Origin of the sequence: Adlercreutzia sp. ZJ141, assembly GCF_011038965.1 — a bacterium.
Lineage (GTDB): Bacteria > Actinomycetota > Coriobacteriia > Coriobacteriales > Eggerthellaceae > ZJ141.
In genome coordinates, this window is record NZ_JAAKEB010000018.1 from 1 (window position 1) to 24,206 (window position 24,206).

General features: G+C 56.7%; 16 protein-coding genes and 1 rRNA gene. 13 read left to right on the forward strand and 4 right to left on the reverse strand.

Annotated elements, in window-relative coordinates:
* The first annotated feature begins 1 nt into the window (after position 1).
* A 5S ribosomal RNA gene (rrf, locus tag G7Y44_RS08465) occupies positions 2-117 on the forward strand.
* A 463-nt stretch (positions 118-580) separates the two neighbouring features.
* A complete protein-coding gene (locus G7Y44_RS08470; protein WP_165249106.1) occupies positions 581-2,650 on the forward strand; it encodes an elongation factor G in 2,070 nt (689 codons plus the stop codon).
* Between the two features lie 101 nt (positions 2,651-2,751).
* Here G7Y44_RS08470 and G7Y44_RS08475 read toward each other — a convergent pair whose 3' ends face one another.
* The 4 genes from G7Y44_RS08475 to G7Y44_RS08490 form a co-directional block, all read right to left on the reverse strand.
* Complete coding sequence (locus tag G7Y44_RS08475; RefSeq protein ID WP_165249070.1) at positions 2,752-3,798, reverse strand: leucine-rich repeat domain-containing protein; 1,047 nt, start codon at positions 3,796-3,798, stop codon at positions 2,752-2,754.
* 31 nt (positions 3,799-3,829) lie between these two features.
* Positions 3,830-5,314, reverse strand: coding sequence for a vWA domain-containing protein (locus G7Y44_RS08480; protein ID WP_165249072.1), 1,485 nt, complete (start codon positions 5,312-5,314; stop codon positions 3,830-3,832).
* 13 nt (positions 5,315-5,327) lie between these two features.
* A complete protein-coding gene (locus G7Y44_RS08485) occupies positions 5,328-6,830 on the reverse strand; it encodes an ATP-binding protein (RefSeq protein WP_165249074.1) in 1,503 nt (500 codons plus the stop codon).
* A 186-nt stretch (positions 6,831-7,016) separates the two neighbouring features.
* Positions 7,017-9,401, reverse strand: a complete 2,385-nt coding sequence (locus G7Y44_RS08490) for a VaFE repeat-containing surface-anchored protein (RefSeq protein WP_165249076.1) — start codon at positions 9,399-9,401, stop codon at positions 7,017-7,019.
* Between the two features lie 486 nt (positions 9,402-9,887).
* Between G7Y44_RS08490 and glmS the strand changes: the two genes are divergently transcribed.
* The 11 genes from glmS to G7Y44_RS08545 all read left to right on the forward strand — a co-directional run bounded on the left by glmS (position 9,888) and on the right by G7Y44_RS08545 (position 24,161).
* Positions 9,888-11,711: a glutamine--fructose-6-phosphate transaminase (isomerizing) gene (gene glmS, locus G7Y44_RS08495; protein ID WP_165249078.1), complete on the forward strand. Its 1,824-nt coding sequence runs from the start codon at positions 9,888-9,890 to the stop codon at positions 11,709-11,711.
* 10 nt (positions 11,712-11,721) lie between these two features.
* Positions 11,722-12,324 carry a holo-ACP synthase gene (gene acpS / locus G7Y44_RS08500; protein ID WP_165249080.1) on the forward strand — a complete coding sequence of 201 codons (603 nt, stop codon included), beginning with the start codon at positions 11,722-11,724 and terminating at the stop codon, positions 12,322-12,324.
* 12 nt (positions 12,325-12,336) lie between these two features.
* Positions 12,337-13,320: an ADP-dependent NAD(P)H-hydrate dehydratase gene (locus G7Y44_RS08505; protein WP_165249082.1), complete on the forward strand. Its 984-nt coding sequence runs from the start codon at positions 12,337-12,339 to the stop codon at positions 13,318-13,320.
* A 90-nt stretch (positions 13,321-13,410) separates the two neighbouring features.
* Positions 13,411-15,546, forward strand: coding sequence for an NAD-dependent DNA ligase LigA (ligA, locus tag G7Y44_RS08510; RefSeq protein WP_165249084.1), 2,136 nt, complete (start codon positions 13,411-13,413; stop codon positions 15,544-15,546).
* Positions 15,547-15,774: 228 nt separating this feature from the next.
* Entirely contained in the window at positions 15,775-17,430 is a 1,656-nt protein-coding gene (locus tag G7Y44_RS08515) for an ABC transporter substrate-binding protein (RefSeq protein WP_165249086.1), read from the forward strand.
* Positions 17,431-17,438: 8 nt separating this feature from the next.
* The gene (locus G7Y44_RS08520) at positions 17,439-18,419 is read left to right on the forward strand and encodes an ABC transporter permease (RefSeq protein ID WP_165249088.1); all 981 of its coding nucleotides are present in this window, start codon (positions 17,439-17,441) and stop codon (positions 18,417-18,419) included.
* Positions 18,416-19,360 carry an ABC transporter permease gene (locus G7Y44_RS08525; protein WP_165249090.1) on the forward strand — a complete coding sequence of 315 codons (945 nt, stop codon included), beginning with the start codon at positions 18,416-18,418 and terminating at the stop codon, positions 19,358-19,360. The genes G7Y44_RS08520 and G7Y44_RS08525 overlap by 4 nt, the downstream gene beginning before the upstream one ends.
* Positions 19,361-19,372: 12 nt before the next feature.
* Positions 19,373-20,458 (forward strand): ATP-binding cassette domain-containing protein, encoded by a 1,086-nt coding sequence (locus tag G7Y44_RS08530; protein ID WP_241159233.1) that lies wholly within the window; start codon positions 19,373-19,375, stop codon positions 20,456-20,458.
* Entirely contained in the window at positions 20,451-21,044 is a 594-nt protein-coding gene (locus tag G7Y44_RS08535) for an ABC transporter ATP-binding protein (RefSeq protein ID WP_165249092.1), read from the forward strand. Before G7Y44_RS08530 ends, G7Y44_RS08535 begins: the two co-directional genes overlap by 8 nt.
* Positions 21,045-21,600: 556 nt before the next feature.
* Positions 21,601-23,757: a bifunctional diguanylate cyclase/phosphohydrolase gene (locus tag G7Y44_RS08540; RefSeq protein ID WP_165249094.1), complete on the forward strand. Its 2,157-nt coding sequence runs from the start codon at positions 21,601-21,603 to the stop codon at positions 23,755-23,757.
* Positions 23,758-23,792: 35 nt separating this feature from the next.
* On the forward strand, positions 23,793-24,161 hold the full coding sequence (locus G7Y44_RS08545) for an Hpt domain-containing protein (protein WP_165045636.1): 369 nt from the start codon (positions 23,793-23,795) through the stop codon (positions 24,159-24,161).
* Positions 24,162-24,206 lie beyond the last annotated feature (45 nt).

Below are 24,206 nucleotides of genomic sequence, written 5' to 3' on the forward strand. Positions count from 1 at the left end.
CGAGCGTGGCCATGGAGGCGGGGACACACCCGATACCGTTCCGAACTCGGTAGTTAAGCCCGCCATCGCCGAAAGTACTGCGGGGCAAGCCCGTGGGAGGATAGGGTGCCGCGCTCGCGGGGGGCACATGTGTGTTTTAGTGCCACCTGTGTGTTTGGCCCTTATCCCACAACAACAAACAAGGCCCCGTATCGTGCGGGGCCTTTTGCTTGCTTAGACGTGCGTGGCGGGGTTTGGATGGAGACTCTCTTGCTTTCAAGTGTTGCTTTTGCTCATGTTGTCGACCATGAAAAGCTCAAGGTGCGGTAGACTAGGAAAATACTGAATAACTCCGTTTGTCCTGCGTTTGCAATGGGGTGCTTGAAGGTGATAAACCTCGTTTGCGCACGTCAGTGTGCGCATTCGATTTTGGCCCTCAGCCTTCCGCTCTGCAAACGCAGATGAAACGGGATTAGCCAGTGTTTCACTAGAAGACACGCTGCGATTTTTGCTTGCGTGTGTCTGAAAGCTCGACTTGATGGTCTGCGCTGTCGCACGTGGTGCGCGCGTAGATCGCCTAACAGGAAGGTTGGTGGTCAACATGGCAGCTCCCGCTACCGAGCATGTACGTAACATCGTGCTGGTTGGACAGGATGGGTCTGGTAAGACATCACTTGCAGAGGCTATGCTGCACGTATCCGGGCGTACGCCGCGTATGGGAACCACGCACGATGGGAAATCCTTCCTTGATTACGACGATGAAGAGATTCGCCGCAAGTTCACTATAGGCACTTCGATTGCGCCTATTCCGTATAAGGATTTCAAAATCAATGTGCTCGATACGTCGGGGCACCCCGATTTTATCGGTGACACTATGGCTTGCATGCAGGCGGCGGAAATGGCTCTGTTTGTGGTTGACGCCGTTGCTGGTCCGCAGGTGATGACCACGAAGCTATGGCGTGAAGCCGAGGATATGCGCCTTTCTCGTGCGGTATTTATCAACCACATCGACCGTGAACATGCCGATTTCGACACCGCCATGGCGCTGCTGCATGCTCGCTTTGGCTCGCGCTTGGGTTCGGTAACTATTCCTATTGGTCAGGATGCCGATTTCAAGGGCGTCATTGACGTCATTCGCATGACGGCGCGTTACTTCGACCAAGATGGCACGACAGAACGTATCGAGGATATTCCTGAGAAGTATCTCGATGAGGCTCGTGTTGCGCGTGAGAAGCTGTGTGATTTGGTTGCTGAGGCCGACGACGATCTGATGATGAAATACCTTGATGGCGAAGAACAGCTCACACAGGAAGAGCTTGAGAACTTGCTTGACAAGGCTATTGCGCAAGAGCTGTTCATTCCGGTGTTCGTGGGTTCGACCATTATCGAGCAGGGTATCCAGGGTTTGATGGAAGATATTGCCACGTACTTCCCGCATCCACGTCATCATGGTCGCTTCCGCCTGGCGAATGGTGAGGAGACCTTTGTCGATGAGAACGGCGAGCCTGCTGCGTTCGTGTTCAAAACCATCGCTGACCCGTACGTTGGCCGCTTGAGCTTCCTGAAGGTGTTCTCGGGCGTGCTTGAACCTGGCATGGAGATCATCAATTCGCGCACGGGCAAAAAGGACCGCATCGGCCATTTGTATGTGATGATGGGTAAGGAAGCCACTGACGTGAAAAGCGCGAAGGCGGGTGACATCATCGTCGTGCCGAAGCTTTCCGACACGCGCACGGGTGACACGCTGTCGAAGTCGGGCGATATTGCGATCGATCCACTGCCGTTGCCAGTGCCCCAGTATCCGGTGGTCATTGAAGCATGCAACAAGAATGACGAGGATAAACTAGGTACGTTCTTAGCGCGCACGGCTGAAAACGACCCGACGGTTATCATTACCCGCAACGAGGAAACGCGTCAAACTGTGGTCACCACGATGGGTGATACTCAGGTGGAAACCATTTTGAAGCGTTGTAAGGATCAGACAGGCGTTGATGTTCGTCTTGGCAAGCTTCGTATTCCGTATCGTGAGACGATTCGTAAAACCGCCGAGGCGCAGGGCCGTCACAAGAAGCAGACGGGTGGATCGGGTCAGTTTGGCGATTGCTGGCTGCGCTTGGAACCGAATCCGGGAGCGGGCTATGAGTTCTTGGACGAGATCAAGGGTGGCGCTATCCCCAATGGTCTCATTCCGGCTGTCGACAAGGGAGTGCAGGATGCCATGGCTGAAGGCTTCCTTGCTGGTTACCCCATGGTTGATATCAAATGTGTGGTGTATGACGGCAGCTATCATTCGGTTGACTCTAACGAGATGGCGTTCAAGACGGCTGCTCGTATTGGCTTCCGCGCTGCATGCGAAAAGGCCGATCCGGTATTGCTTGAGCCGATGGCCGAGATTGATGTTACGGTAAGTGAAGAATACGCTGGCACGGTTATGGGTGATGTGTCCATGCGCCGTGGTCGCATTCTTGGCACCGACTCAAACGATGCGGGCGACACGATCATCATGGTGCGCATTCCCTATGCTGAGGTGGTCACCTATACCAAGGATCTGCGCTCTATTACGCGCGGTAACGGTTCTTACACGCTGAAGCTCGAAGGTTACGAGCCAGCACCTGCTGATGTTACCAAGAAGCTGGTGGAAGCATATCAGGTGTCTCGTTCCAGTAACTAGGAGCCGTAGAGTAGGGTACTTCGTCTACGGGTGAAGCTGTTGAGAGTAAGCGGGGTTCGGTTATGTGACCGAACCCCGCTTGCATGAAAAGACCGTTTACTCTATAACTCAAGGCCGCAGGATACCGAACGGCTGGTGTTTGTTTCGGGGTCTACATCCGCAGTGGTGGGCGCATCAAGTGCGGCTTTTCGATCCATTAGATACGCTACGGCTTCGGTTTGTCCGCAGCGCGAGGCTGCATCGATGCCGCGCAGAAGGTTTGCACGCGTAAAGAAGCCGGGCTGGTTTTCGAGTGAGCGCAGATCAACGACACGTCCTGCTTCCGCGAGTGCTCGCATGAGAGGAAACTTGCTGGGAATCTCATCTAAGCGGTCTGGGTAAGAAGCTGCCACGCGCGCGCCGAGCAGCTTCTCTTGCGGAACGGTTGACAATAACAAGCGCTTCGCGTCGTCAAACGGCATAAGGTTTCGAGAAACCACATAGTCGGCGACCAGATAAACAGTTTGTGTGTTAAGGAAAGCCGAAGCGGTTGCGTCGGGATTCTCTCCGATGATTGTTATCGTGGTGAGCTTTGGGCAATCTTGAAACGCACGTGGTCCAACGTAGGTTACCGAGTTCGCCAAGTTCACTGTTGAAAGTGAGCTGCAGTCGCGAAACGCGCTGCGACTGACCGTGGTGACCGAATGAGGGATGTGGATTGTGGGAAGGGTTGTGCATCCCCGAAACGCACTATCACCGATCGTTTCGACGCTGCTGGGTATCGTCACAGATACCAGCGAAGTGCAATTGCGAAACGCTCCGTCGCCAATGATGGTTACCGAAGAAGGGATGTCGATTTCCACAAGAGACACACAGCCCCAAAATACACCGAGGTTGAGCGACTTTATGGCGGAGGGGAGACACACCGACGAAAGTGCACCGCATCTCTGGAAGGCGAAGTTTCCGATGAACGTTATCGAGTCGGGTAGGACTACCGATTCTAAGCTTCGATGGTCTTCGAATGCTTTCGACCCGATGAACGTGACGGCCGTGCCTTCAACCTCGCTGGGTATGATGACGTGTGTGACACCGTCATCGCATGCGACGACGTGCCAACCTTCATCGAAGAGTTCAAGGGTGAGCTCGCCGATGGTGCGAATGTTACTCATGCGGTGCTCCTTTTTGTTGTGCGCTTCTAGTCTAAGCTGAAGGCGGAGTTAAGTGGTTGATATCCTCGTTACCGAGCACGATCTGTACCGCCCATGGCGGAACGTCCTCTGGACGGTGGTCATCATCGTAGAATACAAACGCCGTCCGGTATGCGGGCATGTGTTCGGGGTAGATGCCCCATCCGTCGGTGAAGTAGATGAGGCCACCCAGGTTTTCAAATGCCCCGTCCTCCAGCAGCGTGTCAACATGTTCGAATGCCGGGCGGAAGTCGGTACCTCCACCGCCGCGTACTGTTGCAGCATATTCCCATTTCGTAAGGTCATCAAGGGTTATCACGACGTCGTCGCTGACCACGCCTGCATCGCACTGGATGATATGGATGTTCACCTGATCGAAGAATGATTCGGTTGATTGTAAGATGTCGACGGTCGTTCCCATGAAGCGACGTACTGCCTCGCCGTATACGCTGCCCGAGGTGTCGATGACGATCACAAATTCGCGAATACGTTTTTCTTCGCGGCTTTCCAGTGGTTCGATGAGTGGCAAATCGCCGTAGAGCTTAAGGCCGAACGTATAGAAGATGTAATCGAACTCGTCATCTGAGAGACGCATCACTTCGCCGGGTGTAGCGAATTGCCGTAGGAACGCTGCGTAATCAATCTTTTCGCGTGAGATAGTCATGAGTTCTTCTGAAAAACCCGAAAGTTGTTCGCCGCGGGTGCGTGACATGGTTTGCAGGTTAACCGAGAGATTGACTGCAACGTGGCGCCACTCTTGCTTCTGACGTTCGGTAAGTGGACGAGCAAGGGTGTGCCCACTTGCTGAGCCGTCGTCGTGAGATGGGTTGTTCTCAGTATTGGTATTGCTGCACCCAGGGGCATTTGCCCCGTCGCTATCCGAGTCGTTTGTATGCTGTCCGTCTCCGTCAGATGGGTTGCTGTCGGCAGAATCATTTCCGTCAACGTCGCCTGCCCCGAGCGGTACGTACCAGATACCGTGGGCATCGGAGTGAAACAGGCTCGCCCATTTTTCCACATAAGAGTGCCATTGTCCCGCTCGCAAGCGTCCATATGCTTTTTCCGCAGTCACATGACCGCCTAATTCGCGCTCGATACGCTCAAGAGCATCTGCGATTTCAACCCCTCGCATTCCGGGCCGTGGTCCGCAGAGCTTTGCCGCAGCGCGCTCTGCGGCAATGTCGCTAGCGAGATCCCAGAGGGGCTGATCGACTGACGGACCTACGTACGGATGCAAAAAAACGCAATGCATGACGCTGTGCAGCAGGTCGTGCTTGGGGGCTGCGCGTAAGCTGCGAAACGCTCGTAATACTCGCTCGGCATCGAATGCGAGGGAGAACCCATCGGTTGCGAAGGGGTCATCAAGAAACGAGGGTGTCACGTGCAAGCGCCCGACGGCGGCTGAGAGGAAATGGTTGTCAGCGAGCACGAGGGCTTTCGCCAAGTTGATGACGCGCAGCGCGAGCTCATCTTTTTCCGTCAGGTTGATTTGCGGCATAGTCGCGTGCCACCTAGGCGAGGTTGTCCGCCTGCTTGAGCAGGTTAAGACCCCGCTCGGTGAACAGCAAGCTCTTGTTGTGTCGCAGGTAGCCCTCGCATCCGTGCTCGCTCACCATGCGTACAAGCAGCGGGTCAGCGGAAAGCTTCGCGACCATCATCAGCGATTCTTGCGAGTCTTCTCCAAAGGTGGTATCAAGGAAGGAAAAGACGCTGTTCACCGACGAGATGGCGCGTTGCAGCAGCGAATCGCAGCGCTTTACCTGGGAATTGAACACCTCTTTTGCCGCATCGAATCGCGCGCTACCGGTTCGCATAGCTTCGTCGGCTGCATCTGCTGCCATGTTCAGTACGCTCACGCGCAGCGCCTTTACCACGCGGCGGTCGCCGGGTTCGCTTTTGGCACGGTTGCCCGTTTCGCATTCCCCGCGCACGGAACTTGCACGCTTGCGCAAGGCGAGTGCCGCTTCGTCGCCGACAAGCGTCCCTTTAAGCTCCATGAGGTCGGCGCGGACGAGGCGCAGGGCGCTTTCCAGTTCCATAGCGCCGTGAACTTGTGTTGACAAAGCATCGGTGAGTAAGCCAACGAGGGCGATTCGCTCATCAAACCGGGCGGCGCGTGCTCGATCACGTATGGTGTCATCGAAAGCGCCACTCAGGATGTCTGGAATACGGTAGTCATCTCGGTAGGCGCGGAAGAGCTCATAATATGCGAAGAACTCGTGGGCGGTATCCTCGTCTTGTAGGTATTGGCGAATCAGTTCCGCGTTTACTATGAGGCTTTCCGCTTCATAGGCTTGCAGCATGCGGGAGAGGTCTTCCCATCCGCGTGCAGTCACCAGCTTTGCACCTTTTGCTCCAGCGCGCACTTTGTAAAACGAACCCGGCTTGGCATCAAGGAAAGTGGTTATCGCCGGGTGAACACCGTGAGCTGCAGCATAGTCTTGCCATACGGTTACGTCGGGTTCAATATCGATCCGCTTCAAGCGGTCGAGCGTGGCGGGGTCGAATTCGCGTGCTGCCCGGTTGTACTCGGGCGGGTTTCCGGCGGTGACGATGATCCACCCTTCGGGCAGGCGGTGCATGCCGAACGTTTTGTATTGCAGGAACTGAAGCATTGCTGGAGCAAGCGTTTCGCTGACGCAGTTAACCTCATCGAGGAACAGAATACCTTCGTCTACGCCGCTTGTGCGGCGCGCCTGATGAACAGCAGCGATGATTTCCGACATCGTGTACTGAGACACGCGGCAGTTTTCTCCATCGAATTCTTCGGAAGAAATGAACGGCAGGCCCAGTGCACTTTGTCGCGTGTGGTGCGTGATGGAATAGCTGACGAAGTTGATGTCGAGTTCTTGCGCGACTTGCGAGACAATTGCGGTTTTCCCCACACCCGGAGGTCCGAACATGATGATGGGCCGCTGCATGTGGAAGGGAATGCGGTACAGGCCATGCTCGTCTTTCGACAGGTACGCCGTGATGGCGCTGCGTATCTGCTCGGTCGCTTGCTCGATGTTCATAGATCAGCCTTTCCGCCTGCGTGGTTTGCATCGCATAACAATAGCAGCCTTCTGGCGAAAATGGCAGGGGCTTCGTGGTTCTTGTTATCCAATTTGAGGCAGATGCGTCGCATGCCCGCCCGTTTGATGTTGGGCGAGCATGCGAGTTCGTGCGACTGAGCTGCACTAAGTTGCGTTCGGGGTGTGTTAGCGGCGTCGGCGCGCGAACGCGATGGTTGCAGCAATGATTCCTATCATTACCAATGCGGTGGCCAGTGCGAAGGATGCACCACGCATGGCAGCGTCGCCGGTTGCGGGTAGCGTCGATGCGGGAGTGCTTGGAACGGTTGGCTTCTCAGGTGTTTGAGGCTCTTCGGGTGTTGTGGGTTCTTCGGGGGCTTCGACAGTTACGGTTTGGTCGGTGTTGGTAAGATCGGCATGGCTTGCAACCATACGGTCGTCGCGGTAGAGCTCTTCGAAAACAACAACGCTCGCACCGGCAAGTTCATCGGTGGAAAGGAAGAATGGGACCTCGATTGCACCCGTTGGGTTAGTGGGCGTAAACGATGCCTCTGCGGTGATGGGTTCGTCGGGTAACTCGGTTTCCGCGCTGCTATCTTCTGTGCGGGTTGTTGTGATGGGTTCTCCCGTGTCGGCGTTCATAAGGGTTCCGCGCACGGTGTATTCCTTGCCGGGAATAAGGCCGCTGTAAGCAACTCGGTCTACTATGGAGACGTCACTTTCGGGTGCGAGTACTTTGTCGCCGTCACGTGCGTCGGTTGCCGTGGTGCCTATCTCGGGCCAGCTGTCGGTTACGGTTCCGAGTTGTACGGTTACGGAATCACGAGCGATGGCGATGTTATCAATGCGCACGAGTTCAAGTCCTTCGTTTGCCGGGCAGGGTAGCTCTTCGAGTGAGTACACATCGTAAGGCAGCGCGCCACGTTCGTTGGTGGGGGTACTCTGCTTGTCGTCGGCTGTTCCGAACCATACGCTACAGGAGTCATCAAGAGGGTAGGTGGCATCGAGTTCAAACGGGTCGTTTCCATTGGCAACGACCGTGCCGGTGTCGTCGACGCGTGGTGTATGGGCTGCTGCGGTTGAGGCGTATCCGTTTGCGTCGGTTATGATGATGTGGGCTTCCCCGGTAGTTGCGCTCGTCAGCTTGAAGGGGACGTTCACGAGGCGTTCCATCGTCGAAGCACGAACTTTCGTGAATTCGAGATCACCACGTTTTACCTGGTTTTCTATTTTGGGAATCGCGAAGGTGACATCGGTTTGGCCATCTCCTACTTCGGTGATGTTCGTAATTTGTACGTTGTCATCAACGGGCGGCAGATAGCCGCTCGGGGCAGTTTCTTCGCGAATGACGCAGGTGCCAAGCGGTAGTGCTGGCTTACCATTGGCGAAGAATAGATCGTCACCGTCCACCAGGTACGGCAGGGTTTCGCCGTCGGCGGTTTCAAACGTTGCGTCTGGTGTGTCGAGCAACACGCGACCCTGCTCATCGGTTTGTACCGTCCAGCTGCGCAGTGGCGCGCCGGATGCTTGCGCTTCTTGCGCACTGCCGTATTGCCCGCCGTAGAAGTCGATGGCGAAGCGCGCTTGGGCCAGGCTTGCTGCCCCAAGCGGACTGTTGCCCGCATCGTCACACGGAAGTTCGCCGTCGTGCTTGAGCAGCAGCAGATCGAGACTTCCGTAGCGCGGGGCGTCCTGTACGGTGCCGTCGTTAACGCGTGTAGCCTTTCCTGCTTGCACCGTCACCTGGTAAACGGTCGAATCGAGTATGTAGCCTGCAGGTGCCTTCGTTTCTCGAACCCAATATGTCCCTTGTCCGAGCTTTTCGGAGGCGGCGGTGCCATCGGCTTTCGTCGTCATGGCGCAAAGCTCTGTCGTGCAAGCCTCATCCTTGTACACGCCGTAACGTGCTCCTTCGAGCCGATAGCATGCGTTGCCATTTGTTAGTGTGTCATCGGCGCTTGTTTTGGCAAGCTCGATCCAGCCGGGGCTGGCGGTGGTCACGAGCACCTGTAGCTTGTCATCTGCTGGTTTCCACAGTGTCGACCATCCGTCTTCAACGCCACCACCCCGATATGCAAGTGCTTCGTCGGCCAGTCGTTCAGCGGCGGCGAGCACGTCGGTGCCTGCGTAGTCGATCATGTGGTAGGAACGGTCGGTGATAAGCCATGCCGCAATCTGTGTAATGTCGGAGGCATGCAGCGCCGACCAGCTCTTGCCTCCAATCGTGGTGGTGTTCGGATAGCCATGGTACATCAGGTAATCCCAGCAAGCCGCGCTGGTTGTCTCACTGAATGCCGACCCGCCCGCCGATTCCGGCAGTGGTCCTTCCTTGTACTGGTTCGTACAGAACGCGACTGCCCCCTCCGTCGAGCGATACATGGTGCCCGAATTGGTTCCCGATCCTCCCTGATAGCAGTAAAACGTTGTGCTTGCCGCATAGGCCTCATCTGGTGCTACTACGTCAGGACGAGCGGTGGTGGCGTACAGTATACCTATACCGCATGCCACCGCTAGCGCCAAGGTTAAGCAAGCAGTTTTGATACGACGTGCTTTCGCGGTGCGCATAGTCATGGAATGCCTCCTTTCGAAAAGCGCCGTATGAGGGCTTGTGCGACGCGTGTGCGTCGCCAGGCAACCAAGGTTGCGGCGCATGGGTCAATACCTTCGATCATAGAGGCAGGGTACCTGCGCACAGTCGCACGTTTCCAACGGAACAGGAATGCTTTTCTACTCGCGATCAAGTGGGTTTTAGGTTGCGTTCCTGCGGGTTCCTTCGGTGTTTTGCCAGAAACCGTGTGAAACCTCGCAAAAACCTTGCAGGAATCTTGCAGGGGCTCTCATCTATCACGTGGGCCTTGCCGCTGTGTGTTTGTCTCAGGTTCTCGAATATCGGTTACACGGCGTTGGGGCGCAGTGTTAAGTAAGGCGTTATGTGAGGTTTCCGACTTCTTACGTCGGCAACCGGGCTTCTTTGATGCTTGTCGTACAATGACCGAATGCGAAACCAATGCGCCGCGTTGGCGCATGTTCACGATGTGGAAAAGGGAGGACATGCCTATGTGCGGCATTGTCGGATACACAGGAGCTAAGCCCGTTTCAGGCATTCTGATCGAGGGCTTGCGGCGGCTCGAATATCGCGGATACGATTCTGCTGGTATTGCTGTCGAACGTGATGGGCGCGTGTCAGTTTGCCATCGTAAAGGCAAGGTTGCCGCGCTTGCTGAGGCCGTTGAGCAGCTTGACATGGGCGGGCAGTGCGGCATTGGACATACTCGCTGGGCAACTCATGGGCGCCCGAGTGAGGCGAACGCTCATCCGCACACCTCATGCGGCGGGCACATTGCTGTGGTACATAACGGCATTATCGAAAACTTCGCCGAACTGCGCGAAGCGCTTGAGGCGCGCGGACACACATTCACGAGCGACACCGACACCGAAACGGTGGCGCATCTGATCGAGGAGGCCTACGAGGGTGATCTGATGGCTGCGGTGCGCACGGCGTGCGACCAGGTGGTGGGCGCGTACGGCTTGGCCGTTGTCTGCGATATGGAGCCGGGCGTTATCGTGGTTACCCGCAAAGATTCCCCTATCGTCATTGGGCGCGGCGAGCACGGCAGCTACGTCGCCTCCGACATTATCGCCATGATCGACGCAACGCGTGACGTGGTGGTGCTCGGCGACGGCGAGTTTGCGAAGCTCACACCGCTTGGCATCGACTACTTCGACGGACGGGGTATGCCCATTACGCCCGCTGTTACCCATGTTGACTGGGATGTTGACATGGCGGAGAAAGGCGGCTATCCCGACTTTATGATGAAAGAGATTCACGAGCAGCCGCGTGTTATCCGCGACACGTTGGCGGGGCGTTTGGTGAATGGGTCACTTTCTATTGACGAGCTTGATATGAGCCCTGAAGAACTGAGTCTTATCGACCGCGTGTACGTGATCGCGTGCGGTACTAGCTATCATGCGGGTCTTATCGCGAAGAATCTCATCGAAGGTTGGGCGCGCATTCCCTGTGAGGTTGAGGTAGCAAGCGAATTTCGCTATCGCAACCCCATTATCACGCCTACTACGTTGGTGGTGGCGGTCAGTCAGTCGGGTGAGACAGCGGACACCCTTGCTGCCATCCGCGATGCGCGCGTGAAGGGTGCGAAGGTGTTCGGCATTACGAACGTCATCGGCAGTCCTGTTGCGCGGGAAAGTGACGGAGTTATTTACACGAAGGCGAACAAAGAAATAGCCGTCGCCTCCACAAAGAGCTTCCTTGGTCAGGTAGTGAGTTTGACGCTTTTGGCCATGTTGCTTGCGCAGGTGCAGGGCGAGCTGAAGACAAATCAGCTGCGCATGCTATTCCGCGAGCTCGCTGATACCGCCGCTCAGGTCGAGCGCATCCTTTCCGACACGGAAGCTGTAGACGGGGCGGCTCTGGCCTGCAAGGACGCGACAAGTGCACTGTTCATTGGGCGAGGCATGGGTGCGGCTATATCGTCGGAAGGGGCACTCAAGCTCAAAGAGATCAGTTACTTGCATGCGGAGGCGTATGCGGCGGGCGAGATGAAACACGGCCCCATTGCGCTCATTGACGAGGGATTCCCTATTATTGCGGTTGCTACCAAGAGCCCGGTGTACGACAAAGTTATATCAAACTTGCAGGAAAGTCGTGCTCGTGGCGCCATGATCGTGGCCATTGCTACCGAGGGCGACGAGGAAATTCGCAAGCACGCCGACCATGTAATCTACATTCCGAAGGTGCGCGATTGTTTCAGCCCTATTACCGCGAGTGTGCCGTTGCAGTTGCTGGCGCGCAGCATCGCTGTGGCGCGTGGCTGTGATGTCGATCAGCCGCGTAACTTGGCGAAGAGCGTGACCGTTGAATAGGCTGCGCGACATGCGTGAGGTGGTCGACGTGGGCGAAGTGGGTGGTTCGAGCGAAATGCTTGGTGGCCAGGTTGGTCTTGGTGTCGACATTGTGGAAATCGCCCGCATGAAGGCTATTCTGGCGCGCACATCGAGCTTTGCGGAAAAGGTGTTCTCCGAGGCCGAGCGCGCATACTGCGAAGGCACGGCGTCACCCGAAGCTCATTTTGCCACACGCTTCGCCGCGAAAGAGGCGGTGCTGAAGGCGCTAGGAACGGGCTTTTCGGGTGGCATTGGCCCATGCGATGTGGAAGTTCGCCGCACTGCAAAAGGTCGTCCGTATGCGGTGCTTCATGGTGAGGCGAAGCGTGTTGCTTCCCAGTTGGGTGTACGTGAACTTCCCTTATCGCTGTCGTACACGCACGATGAGGCCGTCGCCTGCGCCATGGCTATCACCGATAGTTCGGTTCGTGCTTCCGAGGAACGCAAGGACCCGATGGAGGAATTGGCCCGCCGTTTCAAGGAAGCACGCGGCATGCTTGATAACCTTGAGGCACCAGTTGTTTCAAGTATTGCCGATGATTCCACCGAGGTTGCAGCTGATAAAACCACGTTTTCTGCCGCCTGCATGTGATAGAGGGCTTACATGTCTGAGAGTTTTGAATTTGTTTCCACCTTGCCGCTTATCCCCTGGCCGGCGGCCGATGCGAACAAGTACACGCGCGGCAAGCTAACCGTGGTAGGTGGTTCGGCTGCTTATCCGGGAGCTGCGGGCTTGGCCGCGCTTGCCGCACAGCGCTTAGGAGCGGGCTACGTTGAGGTTGTGTGCGCGCCAGAATCGGTCGACATCGTTCGATCATGTGGGTTGTCGCTGGTAGTCAGGTCGTGGGATCATTGGCCGTGTACACGCATCACGCCGAGCTCGGCGGGCAAACCGGTTGCCTACGTGGTTGGTCCGGGATTCGATGCCGACGATGCTGCATCTGCGCGCTTGCTAGCGTTCGTGCTCTCTATGGCTCAGGCACCTGTGCTTATTGACGGCGGTGCTATTGGGTGCTTGGCGTCACAGGATTGCCGTGGGCTTTTGCAGCGACGCGCTGAAGCGGGGCTTGATACGGTGATCACGCCGCATGGAGGCGAAGCTGCTCGCTTAGCGGTATGCGTGGGCGTTGCTCAGCCACCGCGTGTTTTCTCACGTGCTGAAGCATCGTCGCTGCAGACAGGCGCATGCACGAAGCTGGTGGCGTCCGCAAAGCTCGCAAAGCCCGCAGAACCGAGGCGCTCTTATCGAGCCGATCTGGCGGCATATGCGTGCGATCTGGCTGCAGCCTCGCGTGCGGTAGTGGTCTTAAAAGGCCCCGACACGTACGTGTCGGATGGTGTCTCTACCCAGTGCGTGTCGGACGGAACGAGCGCGCTTGCCAAGGCTGGCACGGGCGATGTGCTGGCGGGCATCATTGGTGCCTACTTGGCGCAGGGTGGCCCTGTGTTCGAGTCAGCGGTATCGGGGGTAATGATGCATGCCCGTGCAGGACGCATCGCCGAGCAACGACTCACATCGGTGTGCGTTGTTCCCGAAGATGTTATCGCTTCGATTCCGGATGCGGTGCGCTCCTTCGATCAGTGCTAGAATTGCCCAAATATCGCTCCCAGCTCACCTTGGGATTATGGTGCGGCTGGAATGTAATGTGAAGAAAACTACATTTGCGAGGATATCCGTATGAGTGCTCATCAGCAGACCTTACTCGACGGCCGTGATCTAGCGGCTTGTGTCACCGATCCGGCGGCGCGTGCGGAAGCGCTGCGTCGTGAAATCGAACATCACACCTACCTGTACTACGCCATGGACGCGCCAGAAATCTCCGACGCGGCGTTCGATTCGCTTATGCGCGAGCTGCGAGAGCTTGAAGCAGCACATCCCGAACTCGTTGACTCGGCAAGTCCCACGCAGCGTGTGGGAGGTTATGTGGGCGAACAGTTCACTCCTGTTCGTCATGAACAGCGCATGTATTCGCTCGACAATGCCATGGACCTTGGCGAGCTCGGTGCGTGGATGGATCGCGTCGAAGAGACGTTTGGATCGTTTGTTCCAGTGGTGTGTGAGCTGAAGATCGACGGTTCGTCTATTGCGCTGACCTATGAGGCCGGTAGGCTCGTGCGTGCTGCCACGCGTGGGGACGGAACCACCGGCGAGGACGTGACAGTGAACATGCGCACGGTGCATGACGTGCCGCTGCGTTTGCGCGAAGGGTTTGAACGTGGCATTGCTTCAAGGAGACAAGACGCCGCCATCGAGCTTCGTGGTGAGGTGTACATGCCTAAGGCAAGCTTTGCAGGGCTTAACCGCGCCGCTGAGGCGAACGGGCGCACGCCGTTTGCTAATCCCCGCAATGCTGCAGCGGGAAGCTTACGGCAAAAAGATGCGAAAGTGACTGCCGGACGCGATCTGTCAACATTTCTGTACGCAGTTGCCGACTCGAACGCGCTTTCCGCTGAAACCCAATGGGAACTGCTCCAGTGGCTGCGCGCTGCGGGTTTCCACGTAAACCCCGACGTTGCCCGTTGTGTTACGCGCGATGAGGTGCGGGCGTTCTGCGAGCGCGCGGTCGAGCGCCGCGAGCAGCTTCCCTACGAGATTGATGGCGTGGTGATAAAGGTCGATTCCTTTACTCAGCAGCGCGCCATGGGATACACTGCCCGCGCGCCACGCTGGGCTATCGCGTTCAAGTTTCCCCCCGAAGAAAAAACGACCCTTCTTTGCGATATTACCGTGCAGGTGGGTCGCACCGGAGCGCTTACGCCGGTGGCCGAGCTTGATCCGGTGGTGGTGGCGGGTTCTACGGTGTCGCGTGCCACGCTGCACAACCTCGATGAGGTGCGTCGCAAGGATGTGCGCATTGGTGACACGGTTATCGTGCGTAAAGCAGGAGATGTAATTCCCGAGGTGTTAGGGCCAGTGCTCTCGCTGCGCGATGTGAATGCTCAACCGTGGAGTATGCCTGAGGTGTGCCCGAGCTGCTCAAGCCCTGTCATCCGTGAGGAAGGAGAAGTGGCGCATCGCTGCATTTCTATCGACTGTCCTGCTCAAGCGCTTGAACGCCTGCTGCATTGGGCGAGCCGTGGTGCTATGGATATCGATGGCATGGGTGAGGAAATCGTGAGCCGCTTGGTGGAGGCTGGCCGTCTTTCCGACGTTGCCGATTACTACTCGCTTACCGAAACCGAGCTCGCGTTGCTTAACATGGGACGGCAGAACAAGGAGGGCGAGCCTATCCGCTTGGGGCATACCGTGGCGAAAAAGCTGGTGAGCGCTATTGACGCAAGCCGCGACCGCGCGTTTTCTCGTGCGCTGTTCGGATTGGGAATTCGTCATGTCGGTAAGGCCACAGCCGAATGGCTGGAAGCGGCGTATCCTTCCATCGATGAACTTATGGCTGCTGACGAGGCGGGTTTGGCCGCCGTTGATGGTGTGGGCCCAAAGATCGCGCGCAGTATTTTCGTGTTCCTACGCACCCCTGGCAACATAGGTGTTATCGACCGCTTGCGCACAGCAGGTGTGTGTCTGAAGGATGAGACGTCGGCCGTGCATGATGCGCGCGAACAGACGTTGACAGGGCTTACGTTTGTGCTCACGGGCAGCTTGGTACAAAGCGGCATGACCCGTGACGAGGCGGGAAGTGCTCTGAAGGCGTTGGGGGCGAAGGTGTCGGGCAGTGTGTCGAAGAAGACGAACTTCGTGATTGCTGGCGAGGCGGCTGGTAGCAAGTACGACAAGGCGGTGAGTTTAGGTGTGCCCGTGCTTGATGAGCAGGCGCTGCTGCGGATTCTGGAAACGGGAGAGCCGCCTCAGGTCTAAACGACGGCCGTCGTATAAGATTACGAACCTGAGTCTTCGTTGATGAGAGTGATTGCATGTCTGTGGGCTCACGTTCTTGTTTCAAGTAACACAGTTCCATAATTCGTAGCACTATTCGCTGATTCGCGGGCAAAAAGCATCGCTGCTCTGCTATTGTATGTTACGGAATAAAAATTCGTAACATGTTACAGTATGGCTGCGTGCCGCTTATGACCCTTAGGAGGGCGTATGGTTTCCTTATCACGAAGGCGTTTTGCGAAGTTGGCTGGTGTTGGTGTGGCGTCGCTTACCCTCGGCGGCGTGCTTGGTGCATGCACGGGAAACGGGGAAGGCGAAGCTGGTGGTGCGTCGGCGAATTCCAGCGAGGGTGTACGTCAGGTGATTGTGTCCATGACGCCGGGATCTGAGCCGGCGGCGGGTTTCGACCCGTTGGTTGCATGGGGCTGCGGCGAGCATGTGCACGAGCCGCTCATCCAATCGACGCTTATCACCACTGATGTGAATCTCGGGTTCAAAAACGACCTAGCTACGTCGTATGAGTGTTCCGAAGATGGCTTGACGTGGACCTTCCATATTCGCGATGACGTGCGTTTTACCGACGGCGAGCCGCTTACTGCTACCGATGTCTCCTTCACCATAAACAGCATTGCCACAGGGGAGGCGTCGGAGTGTGATTTGTCCATGGTTGATGAGGCGGTGGTTGTCGATAACACAACGGTTGAAATCCGTTTGAAAAAGCCGTTTAATGCGCTGCTGTACACGCTGGCAGTGGTTGGTATCGTACCGGAGCACGCTTATGGTAACGATTACGGAAAGAACCCCATTGGTAGCGGCCGCTACGTACTTGAGCAGTGGGATCAGGGGCAGCAGGTTATCCTGCGCGCGAACCCCGACTACTATGGCGACGCTGTTCAGATGGAGCGCGTCGTGGTGGTGTTCATGGAAGAAGACGCCTCGCTTGCCGGTGCGCAGGCGGGTCAGATTGACGTCGCGTACACCTCAGCCACGCTCGCCGATGCATTGCCGAGTGGCTACGAGTTGCTGAACTGCGCTTCAGTAGACTCGCGTGGCATATCGCTGCCAAGTGTGCCGGTGGGTAGCCCTGCGAAAGAGGAAGACGGCGGCGTGTCGTATGAGGTGGGTAACGCTGCCACCTGCGATGTGTCTCTGCGACAGGCGATGAACTGCGGTGTTGACCGCAACCGCATGATCGATCACGTGCTGAACGGTTATGGCACGGTTGCGTGGAGTGTTGGTGACGGCATGCCCTGGTCGTCTGCCGATATGGCTGTCGAGTACGACGTCGATCGAGCGCGGGAGCTTCTTGCTGAAGGCGGCTGGTCGGTCGCATCTGACGGCGTGCTGGTGAAGGATGGCGTTCGTGCGTCGTTTAATTTGTACTATTCGGCAGGCGACTCGGTTCGTCAGGCACTCGCATCCGATTTCGCCGAGCAGATGGCCGAACTCGGCATCGAGGTAAACGTGAAAGGCGCCAGCTGGGACGACATTTATCCACATCAGTACTCAGAGCCGGTTTTGTGGGGTTGGGGATCGAACTCGCCAGTTGAGCTCTACGAGCTCACCCATTCGAATGGCTGGGGAAACTATGCAAGCTACGAGAACGCCCAGGTTGATGCGAATTTGGAGGCTGCGATTGCGCAGCGCAACGTGGAGGATTCCTATGAATTCTATCAGCGTGCGCAGTGGGACGAGGAAACGCATACGGGTGTGGCACCGCGCGGGGCTTCCACGTGGATTTGGCTGGCCAACGTCGATCATTTGTACTTCCAACGCGCTGGGTTAAGCGTTGCTGAGCAGAAGCCGCATCCGCATGGGCATGGGTGGTCGCTTGTGAACAACGTTGATAGGTGGAGTTGGGCTTAAAGGTAGCTATGGCGCGGTTTCTCATTCGAAATGCTGTAAAGATGTTGCTGCTGCTTTTAGCAGTGAGCTTGTTGGTGTTCGCGTTGGTGAGCGTATCGCCTATTGATCCTGTTCAAGCGAACGTGGGTCAGGCGGCGTACCTTGGTATGAGTGAGGAAAAGCGCGCCCAGCTCAGTGAGTACTGGGGGGTGGAAACGCCGTTTTGGGAGCGCTACGTTTCGTGGCTTACCAGCGCCGTACAGGGCGACTTGGGTACATCGTTGCGGTTTAATGCGCCGGTTTCTGAGGTTATCGCCACACGTGCGCTCAATTCGTTGGCGCTCATGGTAGTGGCGTGGGTGATAAGCGGTGCGTTAGGCTTCGTGCTTGGTGTTGCAGCAGGTGCAAACCGAGGGCGTCTTCTTGATCGTATTGTCAAGGGGTACTGCTTCCTGTTGGCGTCGGTTCCCACGTTTTGGCTGGGCCTGGTGTTCCTGATTGTGTTTTCGGTGCAGCTGGGGTGGTTTCCCTTTGGTTTTTCGGTACCCATTGGCGTTTCGGCCGACGACGTGACCCTTACTGACACGCTGCGTCATTTGATATTGCCTGCACTCACGTTGTCGGTGGTGGGCGTGGCGAACATCGCTTTGCACACGCGCGAGAAAACCATCGATGTGCTTGAGAGTGACTACGTGCGCTTTGCTCGCGCGCGGGGCCTAACCCTGTGGGAGGCGCTTCGCGCGCATGGGTTGCGCAATATCGCGCTGCCTGCCATCACGCTGCAGTTCGCATCTGTATCCGAGATTTTAGGCGGATCAGTGTTGGTTGAACAGGTGTTTTCGTATCCGGGGTTGGGGCAGGCTGCGGTTGTGGCCGGTCTTGGTGGCGACGCAGCGCTGCTTGCCGGTATTGCAGTGATGTCGGCAGCCATTGTGTTTTTTGGAAACTTGGTTGCGAACGTGCTGTACGGGGTGGTCGACCCACGTATCCGAAAAGGGGCCGTATTATGAGCCGTCCCTTTGTCCAAGCGACTTCATCTGGAGAACTTGTTCATTCCGACGACGTTTTCGTCCCCACACCGTCTGAACCATCTACATCATCTGTGCCGCTGCTGCATGCGCCGCGCCGCGCGCGTGTAGCTAACCGGAAAGCGACACTTGCGGCATTCATTGCCGCTGTCTGCGCGCTGGTTGCGGTGGTGGTTTTTGGCATTCTTGTTTCCGACGCTGCCACAGCTACCGATTTCATGGCGAAAAACTTAGCTCCAAGTGCACAGCATCCCTTCGGCACCGATTGGATGGGACGCGATATGCTACTGCGCACCGTGGCTGGCTTGTCAACGAGTGTGCTCGTGGGGTTGTTGGCCGCCACAGTGTCATCGATCATCGCGCTTGTTTTAGGCGCTGCTGCGGCACTGGGAGGCAAACGGGTCGATGCAGCGGTCACGTGGCTTATCGATCTGGTTATGGGCGTGCCCCATATTGTGTTGCTCGTACTGATATCGTTTGCGCTTGGTAAAGGGTTTTGGGGTGTAACTGTTGGCGTAGCGGTGACGCATTGGCCAAGTTTGGCACGTGTGGTGCGCGCCGAAGTGCTGCAATGCAAGCAAGCGGGTTATGTTGAGGTAGCGCGGCGGCTCGGGCAAAGCCGAGTGCGCATCGCGCTTACGCATGTGTTCCCGTTCGTGTTTCCACAGTTTTTGGTTGGGCTTATCCTGCTGTTTCCCCATGCCATCCTGCATGAGGCAGCTATTACGTTTTTGGGGTTCGGTCTGTCGCCCGAGCAGCCGGCGATTGGTATTATCTTGAGCGAATCAATGGCGTATCTGTCCGCTGGCATGTGGTGGCTGGCAGTGTTTCCCGGATGTGCGCTCGTTGGGGTGGTGCTGCTGTTCGACGTGGCGGGGTCGTGTTTGCGTAAGCTTGTCGATCCGCACAGTTCACAGGAATAGGAGGTCGCCGGTTTGCACGAGTTGCATCATCATGCGCACGATTCGCACCATCATCACACGCATGCACCTGACTCTTATCATGGTGGGGGGCACCATTTACTGCAGGTAGAGGGGCTTTCTGTCGGTTTTCGTATGTATGACACCGACGCTTCGTTCTTTTTGGCGAAGCAGCGCTTTGTTGAAGTTGTGCACGATCTGAGCATTTCGGTTCATAGTGGCGAGATTGTTGCCGTCGTGGGTGCATCAGGTTCGGGAAAGTCGCTTCTGGCCGATACTATCATGGGTATTTTCGAACCGAATGCCACAGTGCGAGGTCGGGTGTGGTTTGACGGCGAGCCGTGCGATGCGGAACAGCTCTCCCGCCTTCGTGGTAACGGAATATCGCTCGTTCCTCAAAGTATTGCCAGCTTAGACCCGCTGATGAAGGTGGGCCGCCAGGTTCGAGGGTTCGGCCGCGCGGCGCGAGGTGTGCAACGTGGCGGTCGTGCAGCGCGTCAGCGTGAGCTGTTTGAGCGTTACGGACTTGCATCTTCTGTGGAAGAACTCTATCCGCATGAGCTTTCCGGTGGCATGGCTCGTCGCGTGCTGCTCGCTTGTGCGCTTATGGACAACCCACGTGTGATTATTGCCGATGAGCCGACGCCTGGGCTCGACCTTGAACTGGCTGTTCGTGCACTCGATGACTTCCGCGCGTTCGCCGACGGCGGGGGTGGGGTTATGCTTATCACGCACGACATTGAGCTTGCGCTCCGTGTAGCTGATCGTGTGGCTGTATTCCAAGACGGTACCATCGTTGAGGAAACCGCCGTGGAGAACTTTGCCAGTCCCGACACGCTGCAGCATCCCTTCACAAAGGAACTCTGGCACGCGCTTTTTGGTTCCGTCCGTTCTAACGAACGGCCGGAACTCGCCGACGCTGCGGTCGCACAGTGCACGCCATCTTGCGGTTCCTACCCCTCGTCGCGGCCCGAAGGCCGCTTCCTCGGGCTCTCACCGCAATCTGGCGCACCCTGCGCACCCTCGCTGACTGATGTGGACCGAGGAGATGCTGCTCAGCTTGAGGAGGTTTGTTCTGAGAAAGGGATAACGCATGCTTGAGGTTCGGGGTGTTACGTTTGCGTATCCGGGGTGTGCGCCGCTCTACCGCGATTTCAATCTGGCGGTTGAGCCGGGTGAGCGTGTGGCGCTTGTTGCGCGCTCGGGTTTCGGCAAAACGACATTGTGTCGCCTGCTTGCAGGTTATGAGTTGCCGCAGAAGGGGAGCGTGCTGGTTGACGGCGCACCGCTGCCGAGGCGTGGCGTGTGTCCGGTGCAGCTGGTGTCGCAGCATCCCGAACGGACGGTCGACCCCCGTATGCGCATGCGTAATGTGCTCGCCGAGGCGGGAGAAGCCCCAACTGAACTGCTTTGCACACTTGGTATTCAGAGCCACTGGATGTCGCGCTATCCCCATGAGTTATCCGGCGGTGAATTGCAGCGTTTCTGCATTGCGCGGGCGCTTATCGCGCGCCCACGCTATCTCGTCGCCGACGAAGTGTCTACTATGCTTGACGCTGTTACGCAGGCCCGAATTTGGCGCGTGTTACTCGAAGAAGTGGCGCGCGCGAACGCCGGACTCGTATTTGTGTCGCATTCGCCGGTGCTTACCGAGCGTATTGCCACGAGAGTCGTACGTCTTGATTAGCGCGTTGCGGCCATGGCGCCGCACCGCTGAACTGCTCCACACTGCTGCACTACCGCACTGCTCCGGCTCTTCTGTATCCATCGCTGCGCCGTCCTAGACGATATGAAGGAAACACTGATTGAATTCGTCTTACCCTGTGCCGAGTCGTCAACGAAGGGCAAGACGGATTAATTAGTGTTTCCTTAACTTCTTGTGGTCTTTGACGGGCATTTCGCTCTGGTCTGGCGCTTTCGTTTCGCACGTCGTCAGAACTCTATCGAATCCTTACTCGTGCTCTTGAGTGTTGTGGTTCCCATAGTATGGTGTCACTCATATGTAATCATGGTTACGATCAGCACAATCGTATGCCATACGTGATAAGATTCTGCGGGAACGCATTTTTGCGGGGGAGGGGATACAAGTTAATGGGAAGAACTATCGGATGTTTGGCACTATGGTGTTAGGCATAAACGCGAAGCTCTTCGTTGCGCGTTCAGGTGCGGGCGCGCGCGAGATGGAAAGGGACTGTTGGTGCATGCTGGCTCGCAACCCAAACGATCATCGGGGGGGGGGGTATATGGTAGCCACCTCTCTGAGTAAAAAGAAGACCGTTCTCGTGGTGGATGACTCGATGTTTAACCGCGCGTTGCTGGCTGACATGATGGCGGATGAGTTCAATGTTATCGAAGCAGAGAACGGCAAGCAGGCTATTGCCGCCATTAGCAAGTTGGGGCTGGGTATTTCACTTGTGCTGCTCGACTACGTGATGCCTGAGATGGACGGCTTCGCAGTGCTTTCCGTCATGCAGCGACGCGGCTGGATCAAAGACATACCTGTGGTTATGGTGTCGGCCGAAAGCGATCCGGCATACATTGAGCGCGCCTACGAGCTGGGTGTCACTGATTTTCTTACCCGGCCCTTCGATATTAACATCGTGCGTCACCGCGTGCGCAACACTATCATGCTGTACAGCAAGCAGCGAGTACTAGCTGGTATGGTGGCCGATGAGATCAACGAGCGCGAGCGCGACGTTAACCTTATGGTTTCCATATTGAGCCACATCGTGGAGTTCCGCAACGGCGAAAGCGGCATGCACGTATTGCGTGTGCGTGCCTTAACTGAGATTTTGCTCACCTGTCTGGCGGAAAAAACCGATGCATATGATCTCGCCTCTGCAGACATCTCGACGATCTCCATGGCGTCGAGCTTGCATGATATTGGCAAGATTGCTATCGCCGAGGAAATCCTAAACAAGCCAGGGCGCTTGACCGACGAGGAATTCCGTATCATGAAGACACATTCGGCTGTGGGAGCCGAAATGCTGGAAAAACTACCCACCGGTCAAAACGAGCCGCTGGTGAAGACCGCGTACGCCATTTGCCGTTGGCACCACGAACGCTACGATGGGCGCGGATACCCCGATGGCTTGGTGGGTGATGATATTCCTATTTCCGCTCAGGTGGTTGCTTTGGCTGACGTGTATGACGCTCTCACCAGCGAACGCGTGTATAAGCCGGCCTTCTCACACGAGAAGGCCATGAGCATGATCATTGGTGGTGAATGCGGCGCGTTCAACCCGCTGCTTATTGACGTTTTGCGCGATAACGCTGACTCCATCCACGGACAGATGGAAAGCCTCTCATCCGACGGACGCGGCAATTACGGAACGAAACGCGTTATGGAGGCGTTGGCGGACGTTGACGAAAAGGGAACGACGAGCCGCACGATTAGCTTGTTGGATTACGAGCGTATGAAGTATAACTTCTATGCCGAGATGTCCAACGAGGTTCAGTATGAGCTGTCGCAAGATCCTCCTATGTTGGTGATGTCTGACTACGGGCGCATCAATTTGGGGCTGCCTGAGGTTATTCCCGATCCAGAGAAGAGCGAGGCGCTTATCCGTGTGTTTGGGCGCGAAGGGGTTACCGAGTTTCTTCATCGCATGATGGATACCTCGCCTGACGATCCCATCGTTCGTTTCGACATGTGCGGTGTGGCGAACGGCGAGACACGCTGGTACAACGTGGTGTCGCGCGCGCTGTGGTCCGATGATGACAAACCGGTGTACATGGGCGCACTCGGCAAGCTCACTGACGTGCACGACCAGCGCTCACTTCTGATGGATTTGCAGTTTCGGGCATGGCACGACTCGCTCACGGCACTGGCGAACCATGCCTACGCACGCAAGGTGGCAACCGAGCGTATGGAGGCGAATCCCGACTGCTTATTTATTATGCTGATTGTTGATTTGGATCATTTCAAGGAGGCTAACGATACGTACGGCCACGAATTCGGTGACCGCGTGCTGCGCTACTTTGCCGATCGTCTCAGCGCTAGCGTGCGCGAGGATGATTTGGTGGCGCGTATTGGGGGCGATGAATTCCTTGTGTTCATGATGTGCGACCAGGAAACCGACCGGCGACATCTGGCGCGGCGTATCCATTCTGCCATTCGCAGCGAATTCGAGGGTTTCCCCGTGTCGTCGAGTATGGGTGTTGCTTGCGCCGACGTGGTAGGAAAGGATTACGATGAAATGTTCCGCTGCGCCGACCGGGCGCTTTACCGCGTGAAACGGTTGGGTGGCGGTTCATGCTCGTTCTGCGAAGATGAGACAGGGCCCGTTTGCGAGGTATCGAGCCTGTCTCCCATCGATAAGCCAGAACGGAGCTATACCGGGCGTGAGCGACGCCAATCGGCAGGTGTCGCAAAACGGCGAGGAAACGATAAATCATAGTTGAGATAAACGAAGAAACAAGGAGAGAGATAACCATGACGTTGGAATCGTGCTATGCCATGATGGGTGGAGACTTAGAAGGGGTGCGCGGGCGCTTGCTCACCGACGAGCGTGTGGCGAAGTTTGTGGGGATGTTTCCTCACGACGATACGTTTGCCAACCTTGAGCGCGCCATGGAAGCGCATGCGCTGGAAGACGCCTTCCGCGCAGCTCACACACTGAAAGGTGTGAGCCACGACTTAGGCTTCATGCCGCTGCACGTGGCAGCCGACGAACTCACGCAAGCGTTGCGTCCCGTTAAAGAGGGCGGCGCTGTTGATGAGGCGGCGCTTGTACCGCTCATGGAAGCCGTGCAAGACGCCTACCGAACGACGATCGACGCATTGGCGACCGTTAACGAGTAACGTGCCCGACTCACAATTTCATCAGGATAGTAGGACGGGAGAGAA